Genomic DNA, 24,330 nt, shown 5'->3' on the forward strand with positions numbered 1-24,330 from the left:
CAGGCTTGCATGCGGGTAGGCAGCCGCCCCTGAACGGGGGCGCTTCCATGAAAAACGGCCCCGAAGGGCCGTTTTTTGTTCCCGCGAGGCCGCCTGTTCAGGCCGCCGTCAGGCGCTCCAGCGCCTCGCGGTACTTGGCGGCCGTCTTCTCCACCACCTCGCGCGGCAGGCGCGGTGCGGGGGCGGTCTTGTTCCAGGGCTTGCCGTTCACCTGGGCCTGTTCCAGCCAGTCGCGCACGAACTGCTTGTCGTAGCTGGGCGGGTTCTGTCCGGCAGCCAGGGCGGCCTCGTAGCCTTCCACGGGCCAGTAGCGCGAGCTGTCGGGGGTGAGCACTTCGTCCATCAGCACCAGTTGGCCGTCGGGCGTGAGGCCGAACTCGAACTTGGTGTCGGCGATGATCATGCCCTTGGTCAGGGCGATTTCCGCAGCCGCTTCGTACAGGGCGATGCTGATGTCGCGGATGCGCGTGGCCAGATCGATGCCGATCATCTCCACCGTGCGCTCGAAGGTGATGTTCTCGTCGTGCTCGCCCATGGCCGCCTTGGCCGCGGGCGTGTAGATGGACTGGGGCAGCTTGGCCGCGTTGGTCAGCCCTTCGGGCAACTGCACGCCGCACACCGCGCGCGACTCCTGGTACTCCTTCCAGCCGCTGCCGGCCAGATACCCGCGCACCACGGCCTCGACCGGGATCGGCTGCAGGCGCTGGACCAGCATGGAGCGGCCCTGCACCTGGGGCACCTCGGCCGGGGTGACCACGCTCTCGGGCGCATCGCCTGTCAAATGGTTGGGGACGATGTGGCCGAGCTTGTCGAACCAGAACAGCGCCATCTTGGTCAGCAGCTCGCCTTTCCCGGGGATGGGCTCGCCCATGATCACGTCGAAGGCCGAAAGCCGGTCGCTGGCCACCATCAGGATGCGGTCCTCGCCCACGGCATAGTTGTCGCGCACCTTGCCGCGGGCCAGCAGGGGCAGCGACGTCAGGGTGGAAGTGTGCAGGGCGGCGGGGCTGGGCTGGGTCATGGAAATAGGAGCTGGGAGCGGTATCGGAAGGCGGGCGGGGCAGCGCGCTGGAAGGCGGATTCTAGCGGGGAGGCCGCTGGGCGACCCCACGCCAACCCCGGGGTGGGCCGGGCCGGGAAACTGGCTGGGAGGTGGGCTGGAGGGCGGGGCGCCAGAACAGGGGCCCGCGGGGAACTCAGCCATTGTGATGGTTTTTTGACCGGATGGCACCTCGCGCCCAGAACCCGCGCGCCCATGGCGGGTACGTTTGCTTTTCCACGGGGTGGCGCGCATAGTGAATCCAACGCGTGAATGCATTCAGGTTCGTCGGACGCTCCCACCCGGTACGGAGCGGCTTTTTTCAACTGTGACTCACAGGAGACCTGTCTATGAACTTGACGATCAGCGGTCATCATCTGGATGTGACCCCCGCCTTGCGCAGCTACGTGACCTCCAAGCTGGACCGGATCACGCGCCACTTCGACCAAGTGGTGGATGTCAAGGTGCTACTGACCGTGGAGAACCAGAAGGAGAAGGAGAAGCGGCAGCGCGCCGAATGCAATATCCATGTGAAGGGCAGCGACCTTTTCGCCGAATGCGCCCACTCCGACCTGTACGCTGCCGTCGATGAGCTGGTCGACAAGCTGGACCGCCAGGTGGTGCGGCACAAGGATCGGCTGCAGAGCCACCACCGCCCTGCCATGAAGCGCGCCCCCGAGGCCATGGGAGCCTCGGCCTGATTGGCACGAGTACCGCGACGCAGCAGCCGCCACGGTCATTCTTAGATGTTACGGCTGACGGCCGCCCGAGAGGGCGGCTTTTTGTTGCTTGTACTTACACTTCGAGGGTTTTGCCGGGCTTGATCGTTGCACGTGCATAATCGTTTTTCTCACTATGAATCGTCTTGCCTCCATACTGCCGCCCGCTCAAGTGCTCGTGAGCGTCGACGCCACCAGCAAAAAGCGCGCTTTCGAAGAAGCTGGGCTGCTGTTCGAGAGCGAGCACGGACTCTCCCGCGCCCTGATCACGGACAGCCTCTTTGCGCGCGAGCGCCTGGGCTCCACCGGGTTGGGCCACGGCGTGGCCATCCCCCATGGCCGCATCAAGGGGCTGAAGTCGCCCATGGCTGCGGTGTTTCAGCTGGCGCATCCGATCGGTTTCGATGCGCCCGATGAGCAACCCGTGGGCCTGCTGATTTTTCTGCTGGTGCCGGAAGCGGCCACGCAGAAACACCTGGAGATCCTCTCCGAGATCGCCGAACTGCTCAGCGACAGCGCGCTGCGCGAGCGGATCAAGTCCAGCACCGATGCCGCCCAGCTGCACGGCCTGATTGCCAACTGGCAGTCTGCGCAGACCGCCGCCTGACGCGCCCTCTTTTTCGCTGCCCGAACGCACTCCAGCGCCGACCCCGTGAAGCCCAACGTCATCAGCGCCGATGTCCTGTTCGAGGAGTTCCGCGGTCCGTTGAAGTGGGAATGGGTGGCCGGCCTCGGCGCCTCCGAGCGGCGCTTCGACGAAGTGGCCGTGCGCTCGGCCCGCTCGGGCGCAGACCTGGTGGGCTATCTCAACTACATCCATCCCTACCGCCTGCAGATTCTGGGCGAGCGGGAAATCGCCTACCTCTCCAACGCCACGCCCGAGGACTGCAAGCGCCGCATCGCCCGCATCGTGACGCTCGAGCCGCCGATGCTGGTGCTGGCCGACGGCCAGGTGCCGCCCGATGCGCTGCTGTCCATGTGCGAGCGCGCGCAGATCCCGATGTTCGCCACCCGCGAATCGTCGGCCTTCGTCATCGACGTATTGCGCGCCTACCTCTCCAAGCACTTCGCCGACCGCACGACGATGCATGGCGTGTTCATGGACATCCTGGGCCTGGGCGTGCTCATCACCGGTGAATCCGGCCTGGGCAAGAGCGAACTAGGGCTGGAGCTGATCTCCCGCGGCAACGGCCTGGTGGCGGATGATGCGGTGGACCTGTTCCGCATCAACCAGACCACCATCGAGGGCAAGTGCCCCGAGCTGCTGCAGAACCTGCTGGAGGTGCGCGGCATCGGCCTGCTGGACATCCGCGCGATCTTTGGCGAGACGGCCGTGCGCCGCAAGATGCGGCTCAAGCTCATCGTGCACCTGGTACGCAAGGAAACGCTGGAGCGGGAATACGAGCGCCTGCCTTATGAGCCTCTGACGCAGGACGTGCTGGGGGTGCCGGTGCTCAAGGTGGTGATCCAGGTGGTGGCCGGCCGCAACATCGCCGTGCTCGTCGAGGCGGCCGTGCGCAACACCATCCTCAACCTGCGCGGGATCGACACCTACCAGGAATTCGTGGAGCGCCACCGGCGCGCCATGGAGCGCGACAGCTCCTGAAAGAAAAGAGGCTCCACGTCGGAGCCTCGTATTCCTGTGGGATCGCCGTTCAGGCCGCCGCCCGCGGCGGCAAGATCAGCGGGCCGTTTTGGCGCAGGCTGCGCACTGGCCGTACAGCGCCATGGAATGGTCTTGCACCACCCAGCCCTTGGACTTGGCCACGATCTGCTGGCGCTTTTCGATCTCGGGGTCGTAGAACTCCTCGACCTTGCCGCAGATCGTGCAGATGAAGTGGTCGTGGTGCTGGCCTTCGTTGAGCTCGTACACCGCCTTGCCGCTCTCGAAGTTGCTGCGGATCAGGATGCCGGCCTGCTCGAACTGCGTGAGCACGCGGTACACGGTCGCCAGTCCGATGTCGGAGCGCTCTTCCAGCAGCACGCGGAAAACGTCTTCGGCCGTCATGTGACGCAGGGCACCCTTCTGGAAGATCTCCAGGATCTTGAGCCGGGGCAGGGTGGCCTTCAGTCCGGTGCTTTTGAGTTCGTCGATATTCGTCATGACAAGGTCTTTCGTGTGCCGCAAGGCGCGTCAAGGCCCGGAGGAACCAGCCGCTACAATGGGTCGATCATATCCTTATGGCTATATCCATGTCTGCTCCCGTCTCTTGCGGCGCCCGTTGGGGCGCCATCGTGTTGATCGGTGCCAGCCTGTCCGCCTGCGGCAGCTTTGACAGCGCCAGCAACCGGGTGGCCAGCATGGTGACTCCGTACAAGGTGGACGTGGTCCAGGGCAACTTCGTGTCGCGGGAGCAGGTCGAGGCGCTGAAGCCCGGCATGGGCCGGCAGCAGGTTCGGGAAGTCCTGGGCACGCCGCTCACGACCAGTCTGTTCCATGCCGACCGCTGGGAGTACGTCTTCACGCTCAAGCGCCCCGACGTGGAGATCCAGACCCGCAAGCTGACCGTGTTCTTCAAGGGCGATCAGCTCGACCGCTACGAAGGCGACGAGATGCCCACCGAGTCCGAGTTCGTGGCGACCCTGGGATCCAAAGCCACCAAGAACAAGGTGCCGCAGCTGGAAGCCACCGAGGCGCAGCTCGCCAAGTTTCCCAAGCCCGCGCCGGTGAAGGATTCCGAAGCCGACGCCCCCACGGCACCGCTGCCCTCCAGCTACCCTCCGCTGGAATCCTCCGCCCGTTGATGCCCGCTGCCGGGCCGCCTGCGCCCGGTACGGCCCGCCCCACCTTGTCTGCCTTCCTGAATCCATGACCGCTGCTGCTTCTTCCGCACCCTGCCGCGTGGCCGTCGCCGGCGCCTCCGGCCGCATGGGCCACATGCTGATCGAGGCGTTGCGCGCCACGGACGACTGCGTGCTGGCCGGCGCGCTGGACCAGCCTTCCAGCCCGGGCATCGGCCTCGATGCCTCCGCGTTCCTGGGGCACGCCAGCGGCGTGACCATCACCTCCGACCTGCGCGAGGGGCTGAAGAACGCCGAGGTGCTGATCGACTTCACCCGTCCCGAAGGCACCCTGGCCCATCTGGCCGTCTGCGCGGAACTGGGCGTGAAAGTCGTCATCGGCACCACCGGCTTCTCCGATGCGCAGAAGGCCGAGATCGCCCGATACGCCGAGAAGACTGCGGTGGTCTTCGCGCCCAACATGAGCGTGGGGGTGAACGTCACCTTCAAGCTGCTGCAAATGGCCGCCAAGGCTTTGTCCACCGGCTACGACATCGAGATCCTGGAGGCGCACCACCGGCACAAGGTGGATGCGCCGTCCGGCACGGCGCTCAAGATGGGCGAGGTGATTGCCGAGGCCCTGGGCCGCGATCTGAAGGAATGCGCCGTGTACGCCCGCGAAGGCGTCACCGGCGAGCGCGATCCTTCTTCCATCGGCTTTGCCGCCATCCGTGGCGGCGACATCGTGGGCGACCACACGGTGCTGTTTGCGGGGACCGGCGAGCGCATCGAGATCTCGCACAAGGCGTCCAGCCGTGCGGGCTACGCGCAGGGCAGCCTGCGCGCGGTGCGCTTCCTGGCGGCGCAACGCACGGGCCTGTTCGACATGTTCGACGTGCTCGGCCTCAACGACTGACGGTACGTCAGCAGTCCATGGACAGCCTCCACTGGTTGCGGCAAGGCGATGCCGTCACGCAGGGCACGGCCCTGGTGCTGCTGGGGATGTCGGTGGCCAGCTGGGTCGTGGTGTTCTGGAAACTGCGCTTCCTGCGCCAGGCCACCGTGGACTTGGCCCGCTGCACGGCGGCCTTTTGGCAGGCACCCTCGCTGCAGGAGGCACAGGACCGCCTAGCCGCCTTTGACCGCCAGGGCGTGGTGACGCCGCTAGTGGCCGCGGTGCGCCCCGTGGTGGATGCCGCCGGCGGCGGCACCCTCGCCACGCGGGGCGGACTGTCGCAGCAACTCACCCGGGCCTTGCGCGATGCGCTGCATCGCTCCGTCGGCAGATTGCATTTCGGCCAGGTGTTGCTGGCCACGGTGGGGTCCACGGCGCCTTTCGTCGGGCTGCTGGGCACCGTATGGGGCATTTACCATGCCCTCACCGCCATGGCCGGCGCCGGTCAGATCTCCATCGACCGCGTGGCCGGTCCGGTGGGCGAGGCCCTGATCATGACCGCCGCGGGGCTGGCCGTGGCCTTGCCGGCCGTGCTGGCCTACAACGTGTTCGGCCGCTTCATCGGCCGGGTCGAGGCGGAGCTGGAAGGCTTCGCCCGGGATGTGCGCGACATGCTGCTCGACGATGCCGGCGTGGCGCCGGCCGCGCGTGCCGCCGACTGACGGCGCATCTTTTTCGCAGGCAGCCGTCCCATGGCATTCGGCCGACTCGAACGTACCTCCGGGCCTCGGCCCTTCAGCGACATCAACGTGACGCCGTTGGTCGATGTAATGCTGGTGCTGGTGGTCATCTTCATCCTCACGGCGCCCCTGCTGTCCAGTGCGATCCGGCTGGACCTGCCGCAGGCTGCGGGCACCGCGCCGGGTGCTCCGGTGCAGCCCGTCCGGCTGGCGCTGGACCGCGCGGGCCAAGCCTACCTCGACGACGAACCGCTGCCGGACGACGCGCTCGCCCGACGGCTGGCGCAGGCGGCGCAGCAGCGCCCCGATGCCGAGGTGCAGTTGCGCGCGGACGCGGCCGTGCCTTATGGCCGCGTGGTCGAAGTGATGGGCGCGGCGCAGGCTGCAGGGCTGCGCCGCATCGGCTTCGTGGCCGAGCCGTCGGATCGCGCGAACGCTCGTTGAGGCCCGCAGCCCGTCCGCGGGCCTTGCACAACCCCGGCGTCGTCGCCGCCGCCGCTCAGGACGCCAGGCTTTCCGGAACAGCAAGACCCGCGCGCAGCCCCAGCAGGCCTTCGCGGATATCGTTGCCGGACGGGCTCTGGTATGCCCGCAGACCAAACTCCGGCAGGATCGCCAGCAGGTGGTCGAAGATGTCGCCCTGGATGGCCTCGTACTCCACCCACGCCGTCGTCGCGGTGAAGCAGTACAGCTCCACCGGGGCGCCCTCGGGCGTGGGCTCCAGGGTGCGCACCATCAGCGCCATCTCCTGGTGGATGCCGGGGTGGGCGCGCAGGTAGGCATCCACATAGGCGCGGAAGGTGCCGATGTTGGTCAGGCGCCGCTGGTTGGCCGGCTCGGCCGCCTGTGGGCCCAGTCGCATCTCCAAAGCGGCATGTGTCTGCGTGATGTCCCGGCGCTTGCCTTCCAGGTACGGCTGCAGCAGCGCGATGCGGGACAGGCGGTCCACCTCCGCGGCTTCCAGGAAATGGACGGAGGCCGTATCCAGCCGCAGCGTGCGCTTGATGCGCCGCCCGCCCGAGCCGAACATGCCGCGCCAGTTGCGGTAGCTCTCGGACATCAGGCGCCAGGTCGGCACGGTGGTGATGGTCTTGTCCCAGTTCTGCACCTTCACCGTGTGCAGCGCGATGTCGATCACGAAGCCGTCCGCGCCCACCTGCGGCATCTCGATCCAGTCGCCCACGCGCAGCATGTCGTTGGTGGACAGCAGCAGGCCGGCGGTGAAGGACAGCAGCGTGTCCTTGAACACCAGCATGAGCACCGCGGACATGGCGCCCAGGCCGGACAGCAGGATCAGCGGAGACCGATCCACCAGCGCGGCCACGATCACGATGGCGCCCACCAGGCCGAGCAGCAGCTTGCCCAGCTGCACGTAGCTCTTGATGGAGCGCCCGGTCGGCTGCTGCGCCGCCTCCTCGCGCTGCTGCTGCTCCAGCGCGGCGTCGAGCAACGCGTGGAGCGTGCGCACCGCATGCAGCACGGTCAGGGCCACCGCGACGTTGCGGATCACCTCGGCGGCGGCGCCCGGCAGGTGCGGTACGGCGGCGATCCCGATCTGGACGGCGAGCGACGGCACGATCTGCGCGGCCCGGCGCAGCACCTTGGGGTGCAGCAGCACACGGGCCCAGCGTGTCGGGGCGCTGCCTTGTTGGGGGCCGCGCAGGCGGCACAGCAGGCTTTGCGCGATGGCGCGCGCCAGGAGCGCCACCAGCGCCAGCACGGCGAGCCCGCAGGCGGTCTGGACCCACGGGTCCCAATCGGAAGGCAACGGCAGAACCACGGAAAGGCATCCTTTCAGTCAAGAGAAAAGGGTAGGAGGGAGGCGGGCAACCGCACAGTGGATTCACGCCGCGGGCAGGCCGGGGCGGGGGGAGCCCCACGGCGCGCGATGGCGCCGGTCATGGGAGCGGCCCGCTGCCCAGAGGTTCCCTGGCGGCGCACCGAGGGCGCCGCCTGCCCTGCGGACGCGCTGACGGCGCAGGGCGTAGCCGCGGCGGCATGCATCCCGCCTAAAATCGCCGCTGACCCGTAGACACCCATCGGGGCCGCATCCGCGCGGCCCGTCCATCCATGCAAGACAAATACATCCACTCCGAAGTCGAGCGCGCCGCCCACAGCCATTGGGCGGCTGCCGATGCCTACCGTGTGAACGAGGACGCGCGCGACGCGCGGGGTGAGCCCAAGAAGAAGTTCTACGCCTGCTCCATGCTGCCCTACCCCAGCGGCAAGCTGCACATGGGACACGTGCGCAACTACACGATCAACGACATGCTCACGCGCTACCTGCGCATGAACGGCCACAACGTGCTGATGCCCATGGGCTGGGACGCCTTCGGCCTGCCGGCCGAGAACGCCGCGCTGAAGAACGGCGTGCCGCCTGCGAAGTGGACGTACGAGAACATCGCGTACATGAAGAAGCAGATGCAGGCCATGGGCCTGGCCATCGACTGGAGCCGTGAGGTCGCCACCTGCGACCCCGAGTACTACCAATGGAACCAGTGGCTGTTCCTCAAGATGCTGGAGAAGGGCATCGCCTACCGCAAGACCCAGGTCGTGAACTGGGATCCGGTGGACCAGACCGTGCTGGCCAACGAGCAGGTCATCGACGGCAAGGGCTGGCGCACGGGCGCCGTGGTCGAGAAGCGCGAGATCCCCGGCTACTACCTCAAGATCACCGACTACGCCGAAGAGCTGCTCGACTTCGTGACCGGCGACAAGCTGCCCGGCTGGCCGGAGCGCGTCAAGCTGATGCAGGAGAACTGGATCGGCAAGAGCGAAGGCGTGCGCTTTGCCTTCACCCACGACATCCAGGGCGATGACGGCAAGCTGATCGGCGACGGCAGGATGTACGTGTTCACCACGCGCGCCGACACCATCATGGGCGTGACCTTCTGCGCCGTGGCGCCCGAGCACCCGCTGGCTGCGCACGCTGCGCGCAGCAACCCCGAGCTGGCTGCCTTCATCGAGGAATGCAAGACCGGCGGCACCACCGAGGCCGAGCTGGCCACGCAGGAAAAGAAGGGCATGCGCACGGGCCTGACCGTGACCCATCCGCTCACCGAAGAACCGGTGGAGGTGTGGGTGGGCAACTACGTGCTGATGGGCTATGGCGACGGCGCCGTGATGGGTGTGCCGGCGCACGACGAGCGTGACTTCGCCTTCGCGCTCAAGTACGGCCTGGAGATCAAGCAGGTGGTGCTGGTCGACGGCGAGACCTTCGACTACCACCGCTGGCAGGACTGGTACGGCGACAAGGTCCAGGGCGTCACCATCAACTCCGACAATTTCAGCGGCCTGTCATACAAGGAAGCCGTGGCCGCCGTGGCCCATGCGCTGCACGAGAAGGGCCTGGGCGAACTCAAGACCACCTGGCGCCTGCGCGACTGGGGCGTCAGCCGCCAGCGCTACTGGGGCACGCCGATCCCCATCATCCATTGCGACGAGCACGGCGCCGTGCCGGTCCCCGAGAAGGATCTGCCCGTGGTGCTGCCGCAGGACTGCATCCCCGACGGCTCGGGCAACCCGCTGCACAAGCACGAGGGCTTCCATGCCGGCGTGACCTGCCCGGTCTGCGGCAAGGCCGCGCGCCGCGAAACCGACACCATGGACACCTTCGTGGATTCGTCGTGGTACTTCATGCGCTACTGCGACCCGAAGAACAGCGAGGCCATGGTGGCCGAAGGCGCCAAGTACTGGATGCCGATGGACCAGTACATCGGCGGCATCGAGCACGCCATCCTGCACCTGCTGTACGCGCGCTTCTGGACCAAGGTCATGCGCGACCTGGGGCTGGTGGCCGTGGACGAGCCTTTCACCAAGCTGCTCACCCAGGGCATGGTGCTCAACCACATCTACAGCCGCCGCACCGCCAAGGGCGGCAAGGATTACTTCTGGCCGCACGATGTGGAGCATGTGCTCGATGAAGGCGGCAAGATCATCGGCGCCAAGCTCAAGAACGAGGCCACGAGCGGCGACGGCCTGCTGCCCGTGGGCACGCCCATCGACTACGAGGGCGTGGGCACCATGTCCAAGTCCAAGAACAACGGCGTCGATCCGCAGGACCTGATCGAGAAGTACGGCGCCGACACGGCCCGCCTGTACACCATGTTCACCGCCCCGCCCGAGGCCACGCTGGAATGGAACGACGCGGCGGTGGAAGGCAGCTACCGCTTTCTGCGCCGCGTGTGGAACTTCGGCGTCAAGCTGTCCGCTATGGATATGGGAGCGGCTACCGCAAGCGTGGCAAGCGCCGGCAGCCTGAAGGACGTGGAGTTCAGCAAGGAGGCCAAGGCCCTGCGGCTGGAGATCCACACCGTGCTCAAGCAGGTGGACTACGACTACCAGCGCATGCAGTACAACACCGTGGTGTCCGGCGCGATGAAGATGATCAACGCGCTGGAAGACTTCAAGGCGACGGACAGCGCGGGCGCGCAGGTCGCACTGATCGAAGGCTTCGGCATCCTGCTGCGGGCGCTGTACCCGGCCACGCCGCACATCGCGCACAGCCTGTGGAACGGGCTGGGCTATGCCGGCGCGCTCGGTGATCTGCTGGACGCTCCCTGGCCCCAGGTGGATGCCGCGGCGTTGGTGCAGGACGAGCTGCAGCTGATGCTGCAGGTCAACGGCAAGCTGCGCGGCGCCATCCTGGTGCCCGCCTCGGCCGACAAGGCCGAGATCGAGCGCATCGCGCTGGCCAGCCCCGACTTCCAGGCCTTCGCCAACGGCGCGGCGCCCAAGAAGGTCATCGTGGTGCCGGGCCGGCTGGTGAACGTCGTCGTCTGACCGTGGCCCGTCTACCAAACCCGTCCGGCCACCGCCACCAGGAACCGTCCATGCACAAACGCACCCTTCTGATCGCGCTGGCCGCCACGCCGTTGGCCGCCTGCGGCTTCCGCCTGCGTGGCGCGCCGGAATTCGGTTTCGCCACGCTGTACGTGCCCGGCACGTCGGCCTTCGTGCGCGAACTGCGCCGACAACTGCAAGCCTCCGGCGGCAAGCTGACGGTTCTGACCGAGCCCGCGCAGCAAGCGCAGGCCGAGGCCACCGTCGATATCCTCTCCGAGCGGCAGGAGCGCGTGGTGGTAGGCCAGAACGCATCCGGTCAGGTACGCGAGCTGCAACTGCGCCTGCGCGTGCGCTTCCGCCTGCGCGGTCCGCAGGGGGACGAATGGATTCCCGACACAGAACTCCTCCAGCAACGCGACATCACCTACAACGAAACCATCGCGCTGTCCAAAGAGGGTGAAGAGGCCATGCTCTTCCGGGACATGCAGAGCGACCTGGTGATGCAGCTCATGCGGCGACTCGCCGCTATCAAGCCGCCGGCACGGCCTTGAGAGGGGCGTCCGCGCTGGAGACGGTGCATTCCTGTTTTGATAGCTGCAGACGCTTGATGCATAAGCGCTGATGGCTTTTTTGCCTCACCACCCATGCAACTTGCACTGAACCAGCTGCCGGCCCAATTGAGCAAGGGCGTGCGGTCGCTCTACACCCTGCACGGCGACGAGCCGCTGCTGCAGCAGGAGGCGGCCGACGCCATCCGCGCCGCGGCGCGCGCGCAGGGCTACACCGAGCGCAGCAGCTACACGGTGGCGGGGGCGCACTTCGACTGGAGCGCCGTGCTGGCCGCCGGCGGCTCGCTGTCCCTTTTCGCCGACAAACAGATCGTCGAGATCCGCATTCCCTCGGGCAAGCCGGGCAAGGACGGCAGCGTCGCCCTGCAGCAGATCGCCGAAAGCGCGCAGGGCAACGACAGCACGCTCACCCTGGTGATGCTGCCGCGCCTGGACAAGGCGACCCGCACCGGCGCCTGGTTCAGCGCGCTGGACGGCCACGGTGTCAGCGTGCAGATCGACCCGGTGGAGCGCGGCGCGCTGCCGCAATGGATCGCCCAGCGCCTGGGCGCGCAGGGCCAGCGCGTGGCGCCGGGCGAAGAAGGCCAGCGCACGCTGCAGTTCTTTGCCGACCGCGTGGAAGGCAACCTGCTGGCCGCGCACCAGGAGATCCAGAAACTCGCGCTGCTGCACCCGCCGGGCGAGCTGTCGTGGAGCCAAGTCGAATCCGCCGTGCTCAACGTGGCGCGCTACGACGTGTTCAAGCTGTCCGAGGCGGTGCTCTCCGGCCAGGTGCTGCGCGTGCAGCGCATGCTCGACGGCCTGCAGGCCGAAGGCGAGGCCGAGGTGCTGGTGCACTGGGCGCTGGCCGAGGACATCCGCGCACTGAAGCGCGTGAAGGACGCCATGAACGCCGGCAAGCCCCTGCCCATGGCCCTGCGCGAGAACCGCGTCTGGGGCCCCAAGGAACGGCTGTTCGAGCGCGTGCTGCCGCGCCTGAACGACGCCACCGCGGCGCGCCTGCTGCAGTCCGCCCACACGGTGGACGGCATCGTCAAAGGCCTCAAGGTCCCCGACTGGCCGGCCGACGGCTGGCAGGCCCTGCAGCGGCTGGCGCTGCAGCTGTGCAAGGCCTGCGTGGCCCGGTGAGCCGCCCCCCGCCGCGCACGCTGCGCGCCCCACAGCACGATACCGACAACGGCTGGTCCGCCATCCTGCCGGCACGCACGCCGCGCCATGCCTTGGCGGGCGACGTCCGCGCCGACTGGCTGGTGCTGGGCGCGGGCTACGCCGGCCTGGCGGCGGCGCGGCGCCTGGCCGAGCTGCGCCCGCACGCGCACATCGCGCTGGTGGAGGCGGGCACCGTGGGCGACAACGCCTCGGGCCGCAATTCCGGCTTCGCCATCGACGTGCCGCACAACGTCGGCAGCTCGATGGAGGAACTGCGCCAGGCCGCGCATTACCAGCGCCTGCTGGACGCCGGCATGGCCGACCTGGAGCGGCTGGTGGCCGCGCACGCCACCGACTGCCAGTGGCGGCGTGCCGGCAAGTACCACTGCGCCGTCTCGCCCGCGGCAGAACGCACGCTGGCGCACCATGTCGAAGCACTGCGCCGGCACGGCCAGCCGCAGGAGCTTCTCGACCGCAGCGGCCTGGCGGCGCGGCTGGGCACGGACTACTTTCGGGTCGGCCTTTACACGCCGGGCACGGTGCTGCTGAACCCCGCCGCGCTGTGCCGCGGGCTGGCGGATGCGCTGCCGGGCAGCGTCACGCTGTACGAGCGCTCGCCGGTGGCGTCCCTCGACCTGTCCGGCAACCATGTGGTGGCGCGCACGGCGGGCGGCAGCGTCACCGCGCCGCAACTGCTGCTGGCCACGAACGGCTTCGCGCAGCAGCTGGGGCTGTTCCGCGGCGAGACCTTTCCGCTCGCCACCTTTGCATCGCTCACCGAGCCGCTCACGCCCGCGCAGCGCGCGCGGCTCGGAGCGCCTGCGGGCTGGGGCGTGACGCCGGTGAACGCCATCACCGGCGCCACGCTGCGCTACACGGACGACCACCGCATCCTGGTACGCCAGGGCGTGGAATATGCGTCTGGCTTCCGCGTGCCGGCGACCGTGCGCGAGCGGGTGCGGCGCACGCACGCGGCCGTGTTCGCTGCGCGCTTTCCGTCACTGGCCGACGAGGTGCCACTGGCGCACTTCTGGGAGGGGGCCATCGCCATGACGCGCAATGGCGCGCCGCGCTGGGGACGCTTTGCGCCGCAGGTGCACGGCGTGGCCGGCTGCAACGGGGCCGGCGTGGTCAAGCACACGGTACTGGGCGCGCTGGCGGCCGACCTGGCGCTGGGCCAGGACCATCCGCTGATCGCCGATGCCCTGGCCGTGGGCCGCCCCACGCGCATGCCGCCGGAGCCTTTCAGGGGCCTGGGCGTGCGGGCCTACCTCGCCAAGGAAAAGTGGGCGGGGCGGGCGGAGTCGTAGCGCGCGTCAGCCCTGCGGCGGCAGAGCGGCCCCCGCCTTGTCGAGCCACATTTGCAGGCTGTCGATCAGGTCCTTCTGGCTGAAGGAGCAGCTCTCTTCGGAAAACAGCGCGCCGGACTCCAGCCGGTCGAGCAGGCCATGCAGCACCTCGGCGTAGCGGGCGGGCAGCGCGGCCAGCAGGGGGGCGGTGTCCCGGGCGCGGGCACTGAAGGCATGGGCGGTGAGTTCGCCTCGGCGCAGGCGCGCCAGATCGGCATGCAGCGACGGCAGGGCATCGGTGGCAGAGAGGGGCATGGCAGGGCGGGAGGGGCCGTGGAGGAAGTCGCCAAGCGTAACGCCCTCGCGGTCTGCAGGATTTTCGAGGTGTTTTGGGCTTGCACGCCAGACAGGTAAAGCGCCAGCAGCTATGAATACAGAAGCAAGCCCTGCCGGGCTGGAGGCCGGATCGGCCCAAGGCGGCGCGGGACAGGGCATCTGCGCCACAATCGGGCCCCATGAACGCGCTCAACATCGCCGAATACACCCAGACGCTTGGCTTGCAGGCAAAAACGGCCTCTGCGCAGGTGGCGCGGGCGCCGGCAGCTATCAAAAACAAAGCGCTGCTGGCCCTGGCCCGCCTGCTGCGCGAGAACGTGCAAGCCCTGCAGGCCGACAACGCCAAGGATCTGGAACGCGCCGTGGCGAACGGCCTGTCCGATCCCATGGTGGACCGCCTGCGCCTGACCCCCAAGGTGCTGGAAACCTGCGCCCTGGGCTGCGAGCAGCTGGCCGCCATGCCGGACATCATCGGCGAGATCATCGGCATGAAGCAGCAGCCCAGCGGCATCCGCGTGGGGCAGATGCGCGTGCCGATCGGCGTGTTCGGCATGGTCTACGAGAGCCGGCCCAACGTGACCATCGAGGCTGCCAGCCTGAGCATCAAGAGCGGCAACGCCTGCATCCTGCGCGGCGGCTCCGAGGCCATCGACTCCAACAAGGCGCTGGCCCGCCTGGTGCAGCAGGCCCTGGCCGAGGCCGGCCTGCCCGAAGACGCTGTGCAACTGGTGCAGACCACCGACCGCGAGGCCGTGGGCCAGCTGATCGCCATGCCGCAGTACGTGGATGTGATCATTCCGCGCGGCGGCAAGGGCCTGATCGAGCGCATCAGCCGCGAGGCCAAGGTGCCCGTCATCAAGCACCTGGACGGCAACTGCCACACCTACGTGGACTCGCCCGTGGACGTGGCCATGGCCGTGAAGGTGGCCGACAACGCCAAGACGAACAAGTACAGCCCCTGCAACGCCAGCGAAGGCCTGCTGGTGGCGCGGGGTGTGGCGGCCGAGTTCCTGCCGCAGATCGGCGTGGTGTACGCCGCCAAGGGCGTGGAGATGCGCGGCTGCCCCGAGTCGGTGGCGCTGCTGGCGGACGTGCCCGGCGCGCTGGTCGTGCCCGCCACCGAGCAGGACTGGAGCGAGGAATACCTGGCGCCCATCATCAGCATCAAGGTGGTGGACGGCATCGACGAAGCCATCGCGCACATCAACCGCTATTCGAGCCACCACACCGACGCGATCCTCACGCGCGACCACATGCACGCGCAGCGCTTTCTGCGCGAGGTGGATTCCGCCAGCGTGATGGTCAACGCCAGCACCCGCTTTGCGGACGGCTTCGAGTACGGCCTGGGCGCCGAGATCGGCATCAGCACCGACAAATTCCACGCCCGCGGCCCGGTGGGCATCGAGGGGCTCACCTCCCTCAAGTACGTGGTGCTGGGGGACGGCGAGATCCGCGCGTGATCGCGTCACTCCTGTTTCGATAGCTGACTGCGCTTGTCCCTGTTGGGCTAGAGGCCGATTTCACCATGAAGATCATCATCCTCGGCGCCGGGCGCGTGGGCTACAGCGTGGCCGACAGCCTGGTGTCCGAGAAGAACGACATCACCGTCATCGACACCGACGCCGAGCGCCTGCGCGACCTGGAGGCACGGTTCGACCTGCGGGGCGTGGTGGGCAACGGCATCGACCCGGCCGTGCTGGCCGAGGCCGGGGCGCGCGACACCGACCTGCTGATCGCCTGCGCCGCGCAGGACGAGACCAACTTGGTCTGCTGCAAGGTGGCGCAGCTGCTGTTCAGCATCCCCACCCGCATCGCCCGCGTGCGCTCCTCCGGCTTCGACCTGGAAGAGCACAGCGCGCTGCTGGGCAAGGACGGCTTCGGCGTGGACCGCATCATCTGCCCCGAGGAATCGCTCACGCGCTACATCGGCAAGCTGGTGGAATACCCCGAAGCGCTGCAGGTGCGCCTGTTCGCGGGCGGGCGGGCCTGCCTGGTCTCGGTGCGCGCGCGCTCTGGTGCGCCCATGGTGGGCATGCGCATCGCCACCATGCGCGAGACGGCCCCCGACGTGGCCATGCGCATCGTGGCCATCTACCGGCGCTTTCCCGAGGAGCCCGACCGGTTCATCGCCTGCGACGGCAACACCCGTGTGGAGCCGGGCGACGAGGTGTTCGTGCTGTCGGCGCGCGAGCAGATCCCGCAGGTGCTGTCGGCCCTGCACCGCCGCGAGGGGCAGCCCGCGCGCCCGGTGCGCCGCATCATGATGGCCGGCGGCGGCCGCGTGGGCGAGCGGCTGGCGCGGCAGCTGTCGCAGCTGGGCGGTTTCAACGTGAAGATCATCGAGGAGAACGCCGAGCGCTGCGTGGCGCTGGCCTCGCGCCTGCCGTCCGACATCCTCGTGCTGCAGGGCGACACCACCGACGAGGACCTGCTGGGCGACGAGAACATCGAAGAGGTGGACCTGTTCCTGGCGCTCACCGATGACGACGAGGACAACATCATGGCCTGCCTGCTGGCCAAGCGCATGGGCGCCAGCCGCGTGCTGGCGCTCATCAACCGGCGCAGCTATGCCGACCTGATGCACGGCACGCAGATCGACATCGCCCTTTCGCCCGCGCAGGCCATGCTGGGCGAACTGTTGGCCTATGTGCGCCGCGGCGACGTGCAGGCCGTGCACAGCCTGCGCCGCGGCGTGGCCGAGGCGCTGGAGATCGTGGCGCGGGGCGACCGCAAGAGTTCGCGCGTGGTGGGCCGCAAGGTCAGCGAGATCCACCTGCCGGCCGAGGTGCACATGGGCCTGATCGTGCGCGGCCTGCCGCACGATGAAGGCTCCGACGGTGCGGCCAGCGCGGCCGCGGCCGCCGCGCCGGCGGGCGAGTCCGCCGTGGAGGTGATCATCCCGCGCAGCCACACGGTGATCGAGAGCAACGACCACGTGGTGTTCTTCCTGCCGCACAAGCGCCTGGTGCGCGAGGTGGAGAAGCTCTTCCGCGTGAGCGCCACGTTCTTCTGACCGGCCCGCGGCCGCGCAACCCTACTCTCCCTTCTTCCCTGGCAATTTCCATGGCCGACCTGCTTCCCGTATTGCGCGTCCTGGGCGTGTTGCTGGCGATGTTCGCCACCTCCATGGCCGTGCCGCTGGCGACCTCGTGGTACGCCGACGACGGGCTGTGGCCCGCCTACGTGTGGTCCATCGGCATCACCTGGGTGGTGAGCGGCGTGCTGTGGATCAACACCAACGCCTACCGGCGCGAGCTGCTGCCGCGCCACGGGGTGATGCTGGTGTCGATGGTCTGGGTGGTGCTGCCGCTGTTCGCCGCGCTGCCGCTGATGCTGGCCACACACCAGATCGGCCGGCCCCTGTCGTTCACGCACGCGTATTTCGAGGCCGTGTCGGGCCTCACCACCACCGGCGGGACGGTGATGACGCAGCTCGACCAGCTGCCGCTGTCCATCAACATGTGGCGCACCTTCATGCAGTGGATCGGCGGCATGGGCATCCTGATCCTGGCCGTGGCCGTGCTGCCGCTGCTGGGCGTGGGCGGCAGCCAGCTGTTCAAGGCCGAGGCGGCGGGCCCGGTCAAGGACACCAAGCTCACCCCGCGCATGACCGAGACGGCCAAGGGCCTGTGGGGCGTCTATGCGCTGTTCTCCGTGGCCTGCGCGCTGGCCTATTGGCTGGGCGGCATGACGCCCGAGGATGCGCTGATGCACATGTTCGCCACGGTGAGCCTGGGCGGGCTGTCGTCGCACGACCTGAGCTTTGCGTACTTCCATTCGCCCGTGCTGGAGGCCATCGCCGTCGTCTTCATGCTGTTCGCCAGCTGCAACTTCGCGCTGTACTTCGTGGCCATGCGCAAGCGCCATCTGCGCGGCTTCTGGCGAGACCCGGAGATGCGCGCCACCATGGCCGCGCTGCTGGGTGGCGGCCTGCTGGTGGCGCTGCTGCTGTGGCTCAAGGACGTGTACGCGCTGGGCGACGCGCTGCGCTACGGCATGTTCCACGTCGTGTCGGTGGCCACCACCACCGGCTTCGTCACCACCGACTACCTGGCCTGGCCGGCGTTCGCGCCCATCTTCATGCTGCTGCTGTCGGGGGTGGCCACCAGCGCCGGCTCCACGGGAGGCGGGATCAAGATGGTGCGCATGCTCATCCTGCTCAAGCAGGCGCGCCGCGAGATGACGCGCATCGTGCACCCGCGCGCCGTGCAGCCGGTGCGGCTGGGCAATGCCGTCGTGGACCACCGCATGATCTTCTCGGTGCTGGCCTTCATGCTGGTGTACGGCGCCACCGTCATCGTGCTGAGCATGGTGCTGCTGCTCACCGACCTGGACCCGGTCACCGCCTTCTCGGCCATCCTGGCCAGCGTGCACTGCATGGGGCCGGGCCTGGGTCAGCTCGGGCCCGCGTCGTCCTACGCCGTGCTCACCGATTTCCAGCTCTGGGTCTGCAACCTGGCGATGCTGCTGGGCCGGCTGGAGATCCTGAGCTTCATGGCGCTGCTGACACCGGCTTTCTGGCGGCGCTGAGGCGGGGCAGGGGAGGGCGATCGGGCGGGGAGGTGGGCGAGGGCGCACGGGCTTGCGGATTACGTCTGCGCCCCCATGTCCTCCCTACAATTCAAGGCTACGTCCCCCGATTTCCCGCTTTCCCCCGAGGGCTCCCATGGTTCCGCATCTCATCACCGCCCTCACGGGGCCCATCAACGAGCTCGAGCAGCGCATCCTCGACTCCATGCCGGCCATCGAGCGCTGGTTCCGCCTGGAGTGGATGGAGCACACGCCGCCGTTCTATACGTCGGTGGACATCCGCAATGCGGGCTTCAAGCTCGCGCCGGTCGATACGAACCTGTTTCCCGGCGGCTGGAACAACCTCACCACCGAGATGCTCCCGCTGGCCGTGCAGGCCGCCATGGCCGCGATCGAGAAAATCTGCCCCGAGGCGCGCAACCTGCTGATCATTCCGGAGAACCACTCGCGCAACACGTTCTATCTGTCGAACGTGGTGCAGCTGCAGCGCATCTTCAACATGGCAGGCCTGAACGTGCGCGTGGGCTCCATCAGCCCGGAGATCAAGAAGACCACCACGGTCACGCTGCCCAACGGCGACACCGTGACCCTGGAACCGGTGATCCGCTCCAAGCACCGCCTGGGGCTGAAGAACTTCGATCCCTGCACGATCCTGCTCAACAACGACCTGTCGGCCGGCCCGCCGGGCATCCTGGAAGACCTGCACGAGCAGTATCTGTTGCCGCCGCTGCACGCCGGCTGGAGCGTGCGCCGCAAGAGCCGCCACTTCAAGAGCTATGAAGAGGTGTCCAAGCGCTTCGGCAAGCTGCTGGGCATCGATCCCTGGCTCATCAACCCGCTGTTCAGCACCGCGGAGGGGCTGGACTTCACCGAGGGCACGGGCATGGAGCATCTGCGCAGCGCCGTGGATGCGCAGCTCACCAAGGTGCGCCGCAAGTACAAGGAATACGGCATCAACGAGAAGCCCTTCGTCATCGTCAAGCCGGACCACGGCACCTACGGCATGGGCGTGATGACGGTGCGCGACGTGAAGGACCTGGACGCGCTCAACCGCAAGACCAAGAACAAGATGGCCATCATCAAGGATGGCCAGCAGGTCCACGACGTGATCATCCAGGAGGGCGTGCTCACCCAGGAGCGCGTGCACGAGGCCGTGGCCGAACCCGTGGTCTACATGATGGACCGCTACGTGGTGGGCGGCTTCTACCGCATGCATGCCGAGCGCGGTATCGACGAGAACCTGAACGCGCCCGGTGCCAGCTTCGTGCCTCTGGCTTTCGAGCACAGCACGCACCTGCCGCAGCCCGGCGCCCGGCCCGGCGCCAGCGCGCCCAACCGCTTCTACATGTACGGCGTGGTCGCCCGCCTGGCCATGCTGGCCGCCAGCTACGAGCTGGAAGCCACGGACCCCGAGGCCGAGGTCTACGACTGAGCGGTCGATCGGCCGGCGCGGTGCGTGCGCGCCCTGCCTGCCACTGGCGCGCCCGCCACGCCAGAGGCCAGTTGTTGCGTTGCAACAAGGCGGGCGGCCCGTAGCTGAGGCAGGGCGGGCGGCGCACAATAGCGGTCCCGCAAGAATCCGACCCCGCGCAGGCACCGCGCCGGGGCGCTCCGCATAGTGTCAAGCTCCAAATCCTCGCTCGCAGCGCTCACGCTGGGTGCCATCGGTGTCGTGTACGGCGACATCGGAACCAGCGTCCTGTACGCGGTCAAAGAGATTTTCGGCTCGGGCCATGTGCCCTTCACGCCGGGCAACATCTACGGGGTGCTGTCCATCCTGTTCTGGACGCTGACGGTCATCGTCTCCCTCAAGTACGTGGTCCTGGTGCTGCGGGCCGACAACCACGGAGAGGGCGGGCTGGTGGCCATGTTGGCGCTCGCTTCGCAGGCGGTGAAGGACAAGCCCCGCCTGCGCAAGGCGCTGCTGGCCGTGGGCATCTTCGGCACCTGCCTGTTCTATGGCGACGGCGTCATCACGCCGGCCATTTCGGTGCTGTCCGCCGTCGAGGGGCTGGAGGTGGTGTCGCCCCATTTCCGCAAGGCGGTCATTCCGCTCACGCTGGCGGTGCTGTTCTGCCTGTTTGCCGTGCAAAAGCGCGGCACGGCGGGGATCGGGCGCTATTTCGGGCCGATCACCCTGCTCTGGTTCCTGACCCTGGCCGCGCTCGGCGTCCCGCACATCGTCGGCCACCCCGAGATCCTCGGTGCCTTAAGCCCGCACCACGCGCTGGGCTTCATCTGGAACAACCCGGGCATCAGCTTCATCATCCTGGGCGCGGTGGTGCTTTGCGTGACCGGGGCCGAGGCGCTCTATGCCGACCTGGGCCACTTCGGCAAGAAGCCCATCCGCCTGGCCTGGTTCAGCGTGGCGATGCCGGCGCTCACGATCAACTACTTCGGCCAGGGCGCGCTGCTGCTGGCCGAGCCCGAGGCCGTCAAGAACCCGTTCTACATGATGGCCCCCGACTGGGCGCTGATCCCCCTGGTGGTCATGGCGACGATGGCGACGGTCATCGCCTCGCAGGCGCTGATCACCGGCGCCTTCAGCGTGACCAAGCAGGTCATCCAGCTGGGCTATCTGCCGCGCCTGAACATCCTGCACACCAGCGTGCGCGACACCGGCCAGATCTACATGCCCTTCGTGAACTGGGTGCTGTTCGTCGCCATCGTGCTGGCGGTGGTGATGTTCCGCTCCAGCAGCAACCTCGCAGCCGCGTACGGCATCGCCGTCACGCTGGACATGCTGATCACCACGGTGCTCACCTTCTTCGTGATCCGCTACGGCTGGGGCTATCCGCTGGCGCTGTGCCTCGGCGCCACCGGCTTCTTCTTCGTGGTGGACCTGGCCTTCTTCAGCTCCAACCTGCTCAAGCTGTTCGACGGCGGCTGGTTCCCGCTCATGATCGGCTGCATCGTCTTCACGCTGATGATGACCTGGAAGCGCGGCCGGGAGCTGCTCAACGACAAGCTGCGCGAGGAGGCCATCGACCTCAAGGACTTCCTCACCGCCGTGTTCATCAACCCGCCCACGCGGGTGGAGGGCACGGCCGTGTTCCTCACAGCCGACACCGGCTCGGTGCCCAACGCCCTGCTGCACAACCTGAAGCACAACAAGGTGCTGCACCAGCAGAACCTGTTCGTCACGGTGCGCAACCACCAGACGCCCTGGATCGGGCTGGACAAGCGCCTGCAGGTCGAGCCGCTGGGCAGCGACTGCTGGCAGGTGATCGTGCACTACGGCTTCAAGAACGACCCCGACCTGCCCCGGGCGCTGGAGCTCATGCGGGGCCGCGGCTGCGAGCTGGAGACCATGACGACCAGCTACTTCCTGTCGCGCGACGTCGTCATTCCCACCATCGGCAGCGGCATGGCGCCCTGGCGCGAAAAGCTCTTCGCCCAGATGCACCACAACGCCAGCGGCGCGGCGGGCTTCCTCAACCTGCCGAGTAACGCCGTGGTGGAGCTGGGCTCGAAGATCGAAATCTAGGCCGCGGGGCTGCCGGTCCTGCACGGGGGCTGCGTATGCCTGCAGTCGCTTGCCGCCGATGGAGTCCAGGGTTTGAGGTGTTTTTGGCATCTAGCCCAATATCCATAAGCGCAAGCAGCTATCAATTTTGAATATGACGTGGTGGGCGGTGCGCCCAGCGCGCCTGCTGCTGCGGGCAGAATGCGCGCCCATGCCGTTTTTCAAAGATCTGAGCCTGTCCACTGCGACCGCGGGCTTCGTTTCCGTTCTGGTGGGCTTCACCAGTTCCGTCGCCATCGTGTTCCAGGCGGCCCAGGCCTTCCATGCCACGCCGCAGCAGATCACGTCCTGGATGTGGGCGCTGGGGCTCGGCATGGGGCTGTGTTCCCTGGTTCCATCGCTCTGGCTGCGCCAGCCGGTGATGGTGGCCTGGTCCACCCCAGGCGCGGCGGTGCTGGCCACCGCCGGCCTGGCGGGTGGTTTCACCATGGGCGAGGCCATCGGCGCCTTCATGGCCTGTGCCGTGCTCATCACGCTGGCCGGTGCCACGGGCTGGTTCGAGCGGGTGATGAACCGCATCCCGGTGGAGATCGCCTCGGCCCTGCTGGCCGGCGTACTCACACGCTTCGGACTGCAGGCCTTCAACGCCGCCGAAACCGGCCTGAGCCTGATCCTGGTCATGCTCGCCGGCTATGTGCTGGCGCGGCGGTGGTTGCCCCGGTACGCCGTCGTGCTGACCTTGGCGCTGGGCATCGGCTGGACGGCGGCGCAGGGTCAGATGCAATGGGCGGCGGTGCACCTGGGGCTGGCCATGCCGGTGTTCACGGCACCCACCTTCAGCGTGGCAGCACTGGTCAGCCTGGCTTTGCCGCTCTTCGTGGTGACGATGGCGTCGCAGAACCTGCCGGGGGTGGCCGTCATGCGCGCGACCGGCTACCACCTCCCCGTGTCCAGGCTCATCACCATGACCGGAGTCGTTACCTTGGTGCTGGCACCCTTCGGCGCATTCGCCCTGAATTTCAGCGCCATCACCGCGGCCATCTGCATGGGACCGGAGGCCCATGAAGACCGCACTCGGCGCTACACCGCAGCGGCCGCCTGCGGCTTCTTCTATATAGGGATCGGCATCTTCGGTGCCGTCGTCACGGGGGTGCTGTCGGCTTTCCCGCGCGAACTCGTCGTGGGCATTGCAGGCCTGGCACTGCTGGGAACCATCGGCACGGCCCTGTCGACCGCGTTGCGCGCCGAGGCGCACCGCGAAGCGGCGCTCATCACCTTCCTGGTCACCTTGAGCGGCGTGGTGCTTGCAGGTGTGGGCTCGGCCTTCTGGGGCGTGGTCGCCGGCAGCATCGCGCTATTTGTGCAACAGTACGGGCGTCGGCCTGCGCAAAGCGCGTGAGGCCCCTCTCTTTACCGTGCTCTCCATGAATATCCTCTTCATCGCCGATCCCATCGAGCATTTCAAGATCTACAAGGACACCACCTTCGCCATGATGCGCGAGGCGCAGCGGCGCGGCCACACCATCGCTGTCTGCGAACCGCAGCACATCCACTGGCAGCGCGGTAGCAAGGTCATGGCCCGGGTGCGGGACATCACGCTGAGCGGCCAGCCCGATGAGTGGTTCACCGTCCAGGGCACCCGGCTTGTTCCCCTGGCGGAATTCGGTGCCGTGCTGATGCGCAAGGACCCGCCGTTCGACAGCGAGTACTTCTACGCCACCCATCTGCTGGAGCAGGCAGAGCGGGACGGCGCCCGCGTCTTCAACAAGCCCCGCTCGCTGCGTGACCACCCTGAAAAGCTCGCGATCATGGAATTTCCGCAGTTCATCGGCCCCACGCTGGTGACGCGAGACGCTGAAGACATCCGCCGCTTCCATGTGGAACACCGCGACATCATCCTCAAGCCCCTGGACGGCATGGGCGGCATGGGCATCTTCCGGGTCGGACCGGACGGCATGAACCTGGGCAGCATCATCGAGACGCTCAACAAGGGCGGCGCCGAAAGCGTGATGGTGCAGAAATTCCTCCCCGAAATCGCCGCAGGCGACAAACGCGTTCTGGTCATCGGCGGCAAGCCCGTGCCCTATAGCCT

22 protein-coding genes (1 of these 22 running past the window's edge) are annotated in these 24,330 nt (G+C 67.7%); 18 read left to right on the forward strand and 4 right to left on the reverse strand.

The annotated features are described in order from the left end of the window. Positions 1–97: 97 nt before the first annotated feature. Positions 98–1,021: a phosphoribosylaminoimidazolesuccinocarboxamide synthase gene (locus QE399_RS08170; protein WP_309827866.1), complete on the reverse strand. Its 924-nt coding sequence runs from the start codon at positions 1,019–1,021 to the stop codon at positions 98–100. 368 nt (positions 1,022–1,389) lie between these two features. Here QE399_RS08170 and hpf point away from each other — a divergent pair, with 368 nt between their 5' ends. The 3 genes from hpf to hprK all read left to right on the forward strand — a co-directional run bounded on the left by hpf (position 1,390) and on the right by hprK (position 3,364). Next, positions 1,390–1,740, forward strand: a complete 351-nt coding sequence (gene hpf / locus QE399_RS08175) for a ribosome hibernation-promoting factor, HPF/YfiA family (RefSeq protein WP_309827867.1) — start codon at positions 1,390–1,392, stop codon at positions 1,738–1,740. A gap of 154 nt (positions 1,741–1,894) precedes the next feature. Beyond that, positions 1,895–2,365 carry a PTS sugar transporter subunit IIA gene (locus QE399_RS08180; RefSeq protein WP_309827869.1) on the forward strand — a complete coding sequence of 157 codons (471 nt, stop codon included), beginning with the start codon at positions 1,895–1,897 and terminating at the stop codon, positions 2,363–2,365. A gap of 45 nt (positions 2,366–2,410) precedes the next feature. Then, positions 2,411–3,364 (forward strand): HPr(Ser) kinase/phosphatase, encoded by a 954-nt coding sequence (gene hprK / locus QE399_RS08185; protein WP_309827871.1) that lies wholly within the window; start codon positions 2,411–2,413, stop codon positions 3,362–3,364. A gap of 75 nt (positions 3,365–3,439) precedes the next feature. Here the strand turns inward: hprK and fur are convergent, their stop codons facing one another. Further along, a complete protein-coding gene (fur, locus tag QE399_RS08190) occupies positions 3,440–3,862 on the reverse strand; it encodes a ferric iron uptake transcriptional regulator (RefSeq protein WP_309827873.1) in 423 nt (140 codons plus the stop codon). Between the two features lie 89 nt (positions 3,863–3,951). On the opposite strand from fur, the gene QE399_RS08195 reads away from it, so the two are divergent. From QE399_RS08195 to QE399_RS08210, 4 genes are all read left to right on the forward strand, one after another. Beyond that, positions 3,952–4,503 (forward strand): outer membrane protein assembly factor BamE, encoded by a 552-nt coding sequence (locus QE399_RS08195; RefSeq protein ID WP_309827874.1) that lies wholly within the window; start codon positions 3,952–3,954, stop codon positions 4,501–4,503. Positions 4,504–4,567: 64 nt separating this feature from the next. After that, positions 4,568–5,395, forward strand: a complete 828-nt coding sequence (dapB, locus tag QE399_RS08200; protein ID WP_309827876.1) for a 4-hydroxy-tetrahydrodipicolinate reductase — start codon at positions 4,568–4,570, stop codon at positions 5,393–5,395. 17 nt (positions 5,396–5,412) lie between these two features. After that, entirely contained in the window at positions 5,413–6,096 is a 684-nt protein-coding gene (locus tag QE399_RS08205) for a MotA/TolQ/ExbB proton channel family protein (protein ID WP_309827878.1), read from the forward strand. 30 nt (positions 6,097–6,126) lie between these two features. Continuing rightward, entirely contained in the window at positions 6,127–6,558 is a 432-nt protein-coding gene (locus QE399_RS08210; RefSeq protein ID WP_309827880.1) for an ExbD/TolR family protein, read from the forward strand. Between the two features lie 55 nt (positions 6,559–6,613). Here the strand turns inward: QE399_RS08210 and QE399_RS08215 are convergent, their stop codons facing one another. Then, positions 6,614–7,894, reverse strand: a complete 1,281-nt coding sequence (locus tag QE399_RS08215; protein WP_309827882.1) for a mechanosensitive ion channel family protein — start codon at positions 7,892–7,894, stop codon at positions 6,614–6,616. A gap of 290 nt (positions 7,895–8,184) precedes the next feature. Here QE399_RS08215 and leuS point away from each other — a divergent pair, with 290 nt between their 5' ends. From leuS to QE399_RS08235, 4 genes are all read left to right on the forward strand, one after another. Then, positions 8,185–10,896 (forward strand): leucine--tRNA ligase, encoded by a 2,712-nt coding sequence (gene leuS / locus QE399_RS08220; RefSeq protein WP_309827883.1) that lies wholly within the window; start codon positions 8,185–8,187, stop codon positions 10,894–10,896. A 50-nt stretch (positions 10,897–10,946) separates the two neighbouring features. Next, positions 10,947–11,450 (forward strand): LPS-assembly lipoprotein LptE, encoded by a 504-nt coding sequence (locus QE399_RS08225; protein ID WP_309827884.1) that lies wholly within the window; start codon positions 10,947–10,949, stop codon positions 11,448–11,450. 93 nt (positions 11,451–11,543) lie between these two features. Next, positions 11,544–12,596 (forward strand): DNA polymerase III subunit delta, encoded by a 1,053-nt coding sequence (gene holA / locus QE399_RS08230; protein ID WP_309827885.1) that lies wholly within the window; start codon positions 11,544–11,546, stop codon positions 12,594–12,596. Beyond that, the gene (locus tag QE399_RS08235; protein ID WP_309827886.1) at positions 12,593–13,927 is read left to right on the forward strand and encodes an NAD(P)/FAD-dependent oxidoreductase; all 1,335 of its coding nucleotides are present in this window, start codon (positions 12,593–12,595) and stop codon (positions 13,925–13,927) included. The genes holA and QE399_RS08235 overlap by 4 nt, the downstream gene beginning before the upstream one ends. Before the next feature lie 6 nt (positions 13,928–13,933). Here the strand turns inward: QE399_RS08235 and QE399_RS08240 are convergent, their stop codons facing one another. Then, positions 13,934–14,221 (reverse strand): hypothetical protein, encoded by a 288-nt coding sequence (locus tag QE399_RS08240; protein ID WP_309827887.1) that lies wholly within the window; start codon positions 14,219–14,221, stop codon positions 13,934–13,936. A 200-nt stretch (positions 14,222–14,421) separates the two neighbouring features. Here QE399_RS08240 and QE399_RS08245 point away from each other — a divergent pair, with 200 nt between their 5' ends. The 7 genes from QE399_RS08245 to gshB all read left to right on the forward strand — a co-directional run. Beyond that, positions 14,422–15,702, forward strand: coding sequence for a glutamate-5-semialdehyde dehydrogenase (locus tag QE399_RS08245; RefSeq protein WP_309827888.1), 1,281 nt, complete (start codon positions 14,422–14,424; stop codon positions 15,700–15,702). A 65-nt stretch (positions 15,703–15,767) separates the two neighbouring features. After that, positions 15,768–17,255, forward strand: a complete 1,488-nt coding sequence (gene trkA / locus QE399_RS08250) for a Trk system potassium transporter TrkA (RefSeq protein ID WP_309827890.1) — start codon at positions 15,768–15,770, stop codon at positions 17,253–17,255. A gap of 50 nt (positions 17,256–17,305) precedes the next feature. Further along, positions 17,306–18,772: a TrkH family potassium uptake protein gene (locus QE399_RS08255; protein WP_309827891.1), complete on the forward strand. Its 1,467-nt coding sequence runs from the start codon at positions 17,306–17,308 to the stop codon at positions 18,770–18,772. Between the two features lie 136 nt (positions 18,773–18,908). Next, positions 18,909–20,204 (forward strand): glutamate--cysteine ligase, encoded by a 1,296-nt coding sequence (gene gshA / locus QE399_RS08260; protein ID WP_309827893.1) that lies wholly within the window; start codon positions 18,909–18,911, stop codon positions 20,202–20,204. Positions 20,205–20,390: 186 nt separating this feature from the next. Further along, a complete protein-coding gene (locus QE399_RS08265; RefSeq protein WP_309827896.1) occupies positions 20,391–22,259 on the forward strand; it encodes a potassium transporter Kup in 1,869 nt (622 codons plus the stop codon). Between the two features lie 190 nt (positions 22,260–22,449). Next, positions 22,450–23,637 (forward strand): benzoate/H(+) symporter BenE family transporter, encoded by a 1,188-nt coding sequence (locus QE399_RS08270; RefSeq protein WP_309827898.1) that lies wholly within the window; start codon positions 22,450–22,452, stop codon positions 23,635–23,637. Between the two features lie 25 nt (positions 23,638–23,662). After that, positions 23,663–24,330, forward strand: the 5' portion of a protein-coding gene (gene gshB, locus QE399_RS08275; protein ID WP_309827900.1) for a glutathione synthase. Its footprint extends 283 nt past the window's final position; 668 of the gene's 951 nt are visible here — the first part of the coding sequence; the start codon lies at positions 23,663–23,665; its stop codon lies beyond the right edge, outside the window.

Source organism: Paracidovorax wautersii, from assembly GCF_031453675.1.
Lineage (GTDB): Bacteria > Pseudomonadota > Gammaproteobacteria > Burkholderiales > Burkholderiaceae_C > Paracidovorax.

Bases quoted from the DNA above. Each gene is read 5' to 3' on its own strand.
- QE399_RS08170 (WP_309827866.1), bottom strand. From the start codon at position 1,021: ATGACCCAGCCCAGCCCCGCCGCCCTGCACACTTCCACCCTGACGTCG.
- hpf (WP_309827867.1), top strand. From the start codon at position 1,390: ATGAACTTGACGATCAGCGGTCATCATCTGGATGTGACCCCCGCCTTG.
- QE399_RS08180 (WP_309827869.1), top strand. From the start codon at position 1,895: ATGAATCGTCTTGCCTCCATACTGCCGCCCGCTCAAGTGCTCGTGAGC.
- fur (WP_309827873.1), bottom strand. From the start codon at position 3,862: ATGACGAATATCGACGAACTCAAAAGCACCGGACTGAAGGCCACCCTG.
- QE399_RS08195 (WP_309827874.1), top strand. From the start codon at position 3,952: ATGTCTGCTCCCGTCTCTTGCGGCGCCCGTTGGGGCGCCATCGTGTTG.
- dapB (WP_309827876.1), top strand. From the start codon at position 4,568: ATGACCGCTGCTGCTTCTTCCGCACCCTGCCGCGTGGCCGTCGCCGGC.
- QE399_RS08205 (WP_309827878.1), top strand. From the start codon at position 5,413: ATGGACAGCCTCCACTGGTTGCGGCAAGGCGATGCCGTCACGCAGGGC.
- QE399_RS08210 (WP_309827880.1), top strand. From the start codon at position 6,127: ATGGCATTCGGCCGACTCGAACGTACCTCCGGGCCTCGGCCCTTCAGC.
- leuS (WP_309827883.1), top strand. From the start codon at position 8,185: ATGCAAGACAAATACATCCACTCCGAAGTCGAGCGCGCCGCCCACAGC.
- QE399_RS08225 (WP_309827884.1), top strand. From the start codon at position 10,947: ATGCACAAACGCACCCTTCTGATCGCGCTGGCCGCCACGCCGTTGGCC.
- holA (WP_309827885.1), top strand. From the start codon at position 11,544: ATGCAACTTGCACTGAACCAGCTGCCGGCCCAATTGAGCAAGGGCGTG.
- QE399_RS08240 (WP_309827887.1), bottom strand. From the start codon at position 14,221: ATGCCCCTCTCTGCCACCGATGCCCTGCCGTCGCTGCATGCCGATCTG.
- QE399_RS08245 (WP_309827888.1), top strand. From the start codon at position 14,422: ATGAACGCGCTCAACATCGCCGAATACACCCAGACGCTTGGCTTGCAG.
- trkA (WP_309827890.1), top strand. From the start codon at position 15,768: ATGAAGATCATCATCCTCGGCGCCGGGCGCGTGGGCTACAGCGTGGCC.
- QE399_RS08255 (WP_309827891.1), top strand. From the start codon at position 17,306: ATGGCCGACCTGCTTCCCGTATTGCGCGTCCTGGGCGTGTTGCTGGCG.
- gshA (WP_309827893.1), top strand. From the start codon at position 18,909: ATGGTTCCGCATCTCATCACCGCCCTCACGGGGCCCATCAACGAGCTC.
- QE399_RS08270 (WP_309827898.1), top strand. From the start codon at position 22,450: ATGCCGTTTTTCAAAGATCTGAGCCTGTCCACTGCGACCGCGGGCTTC.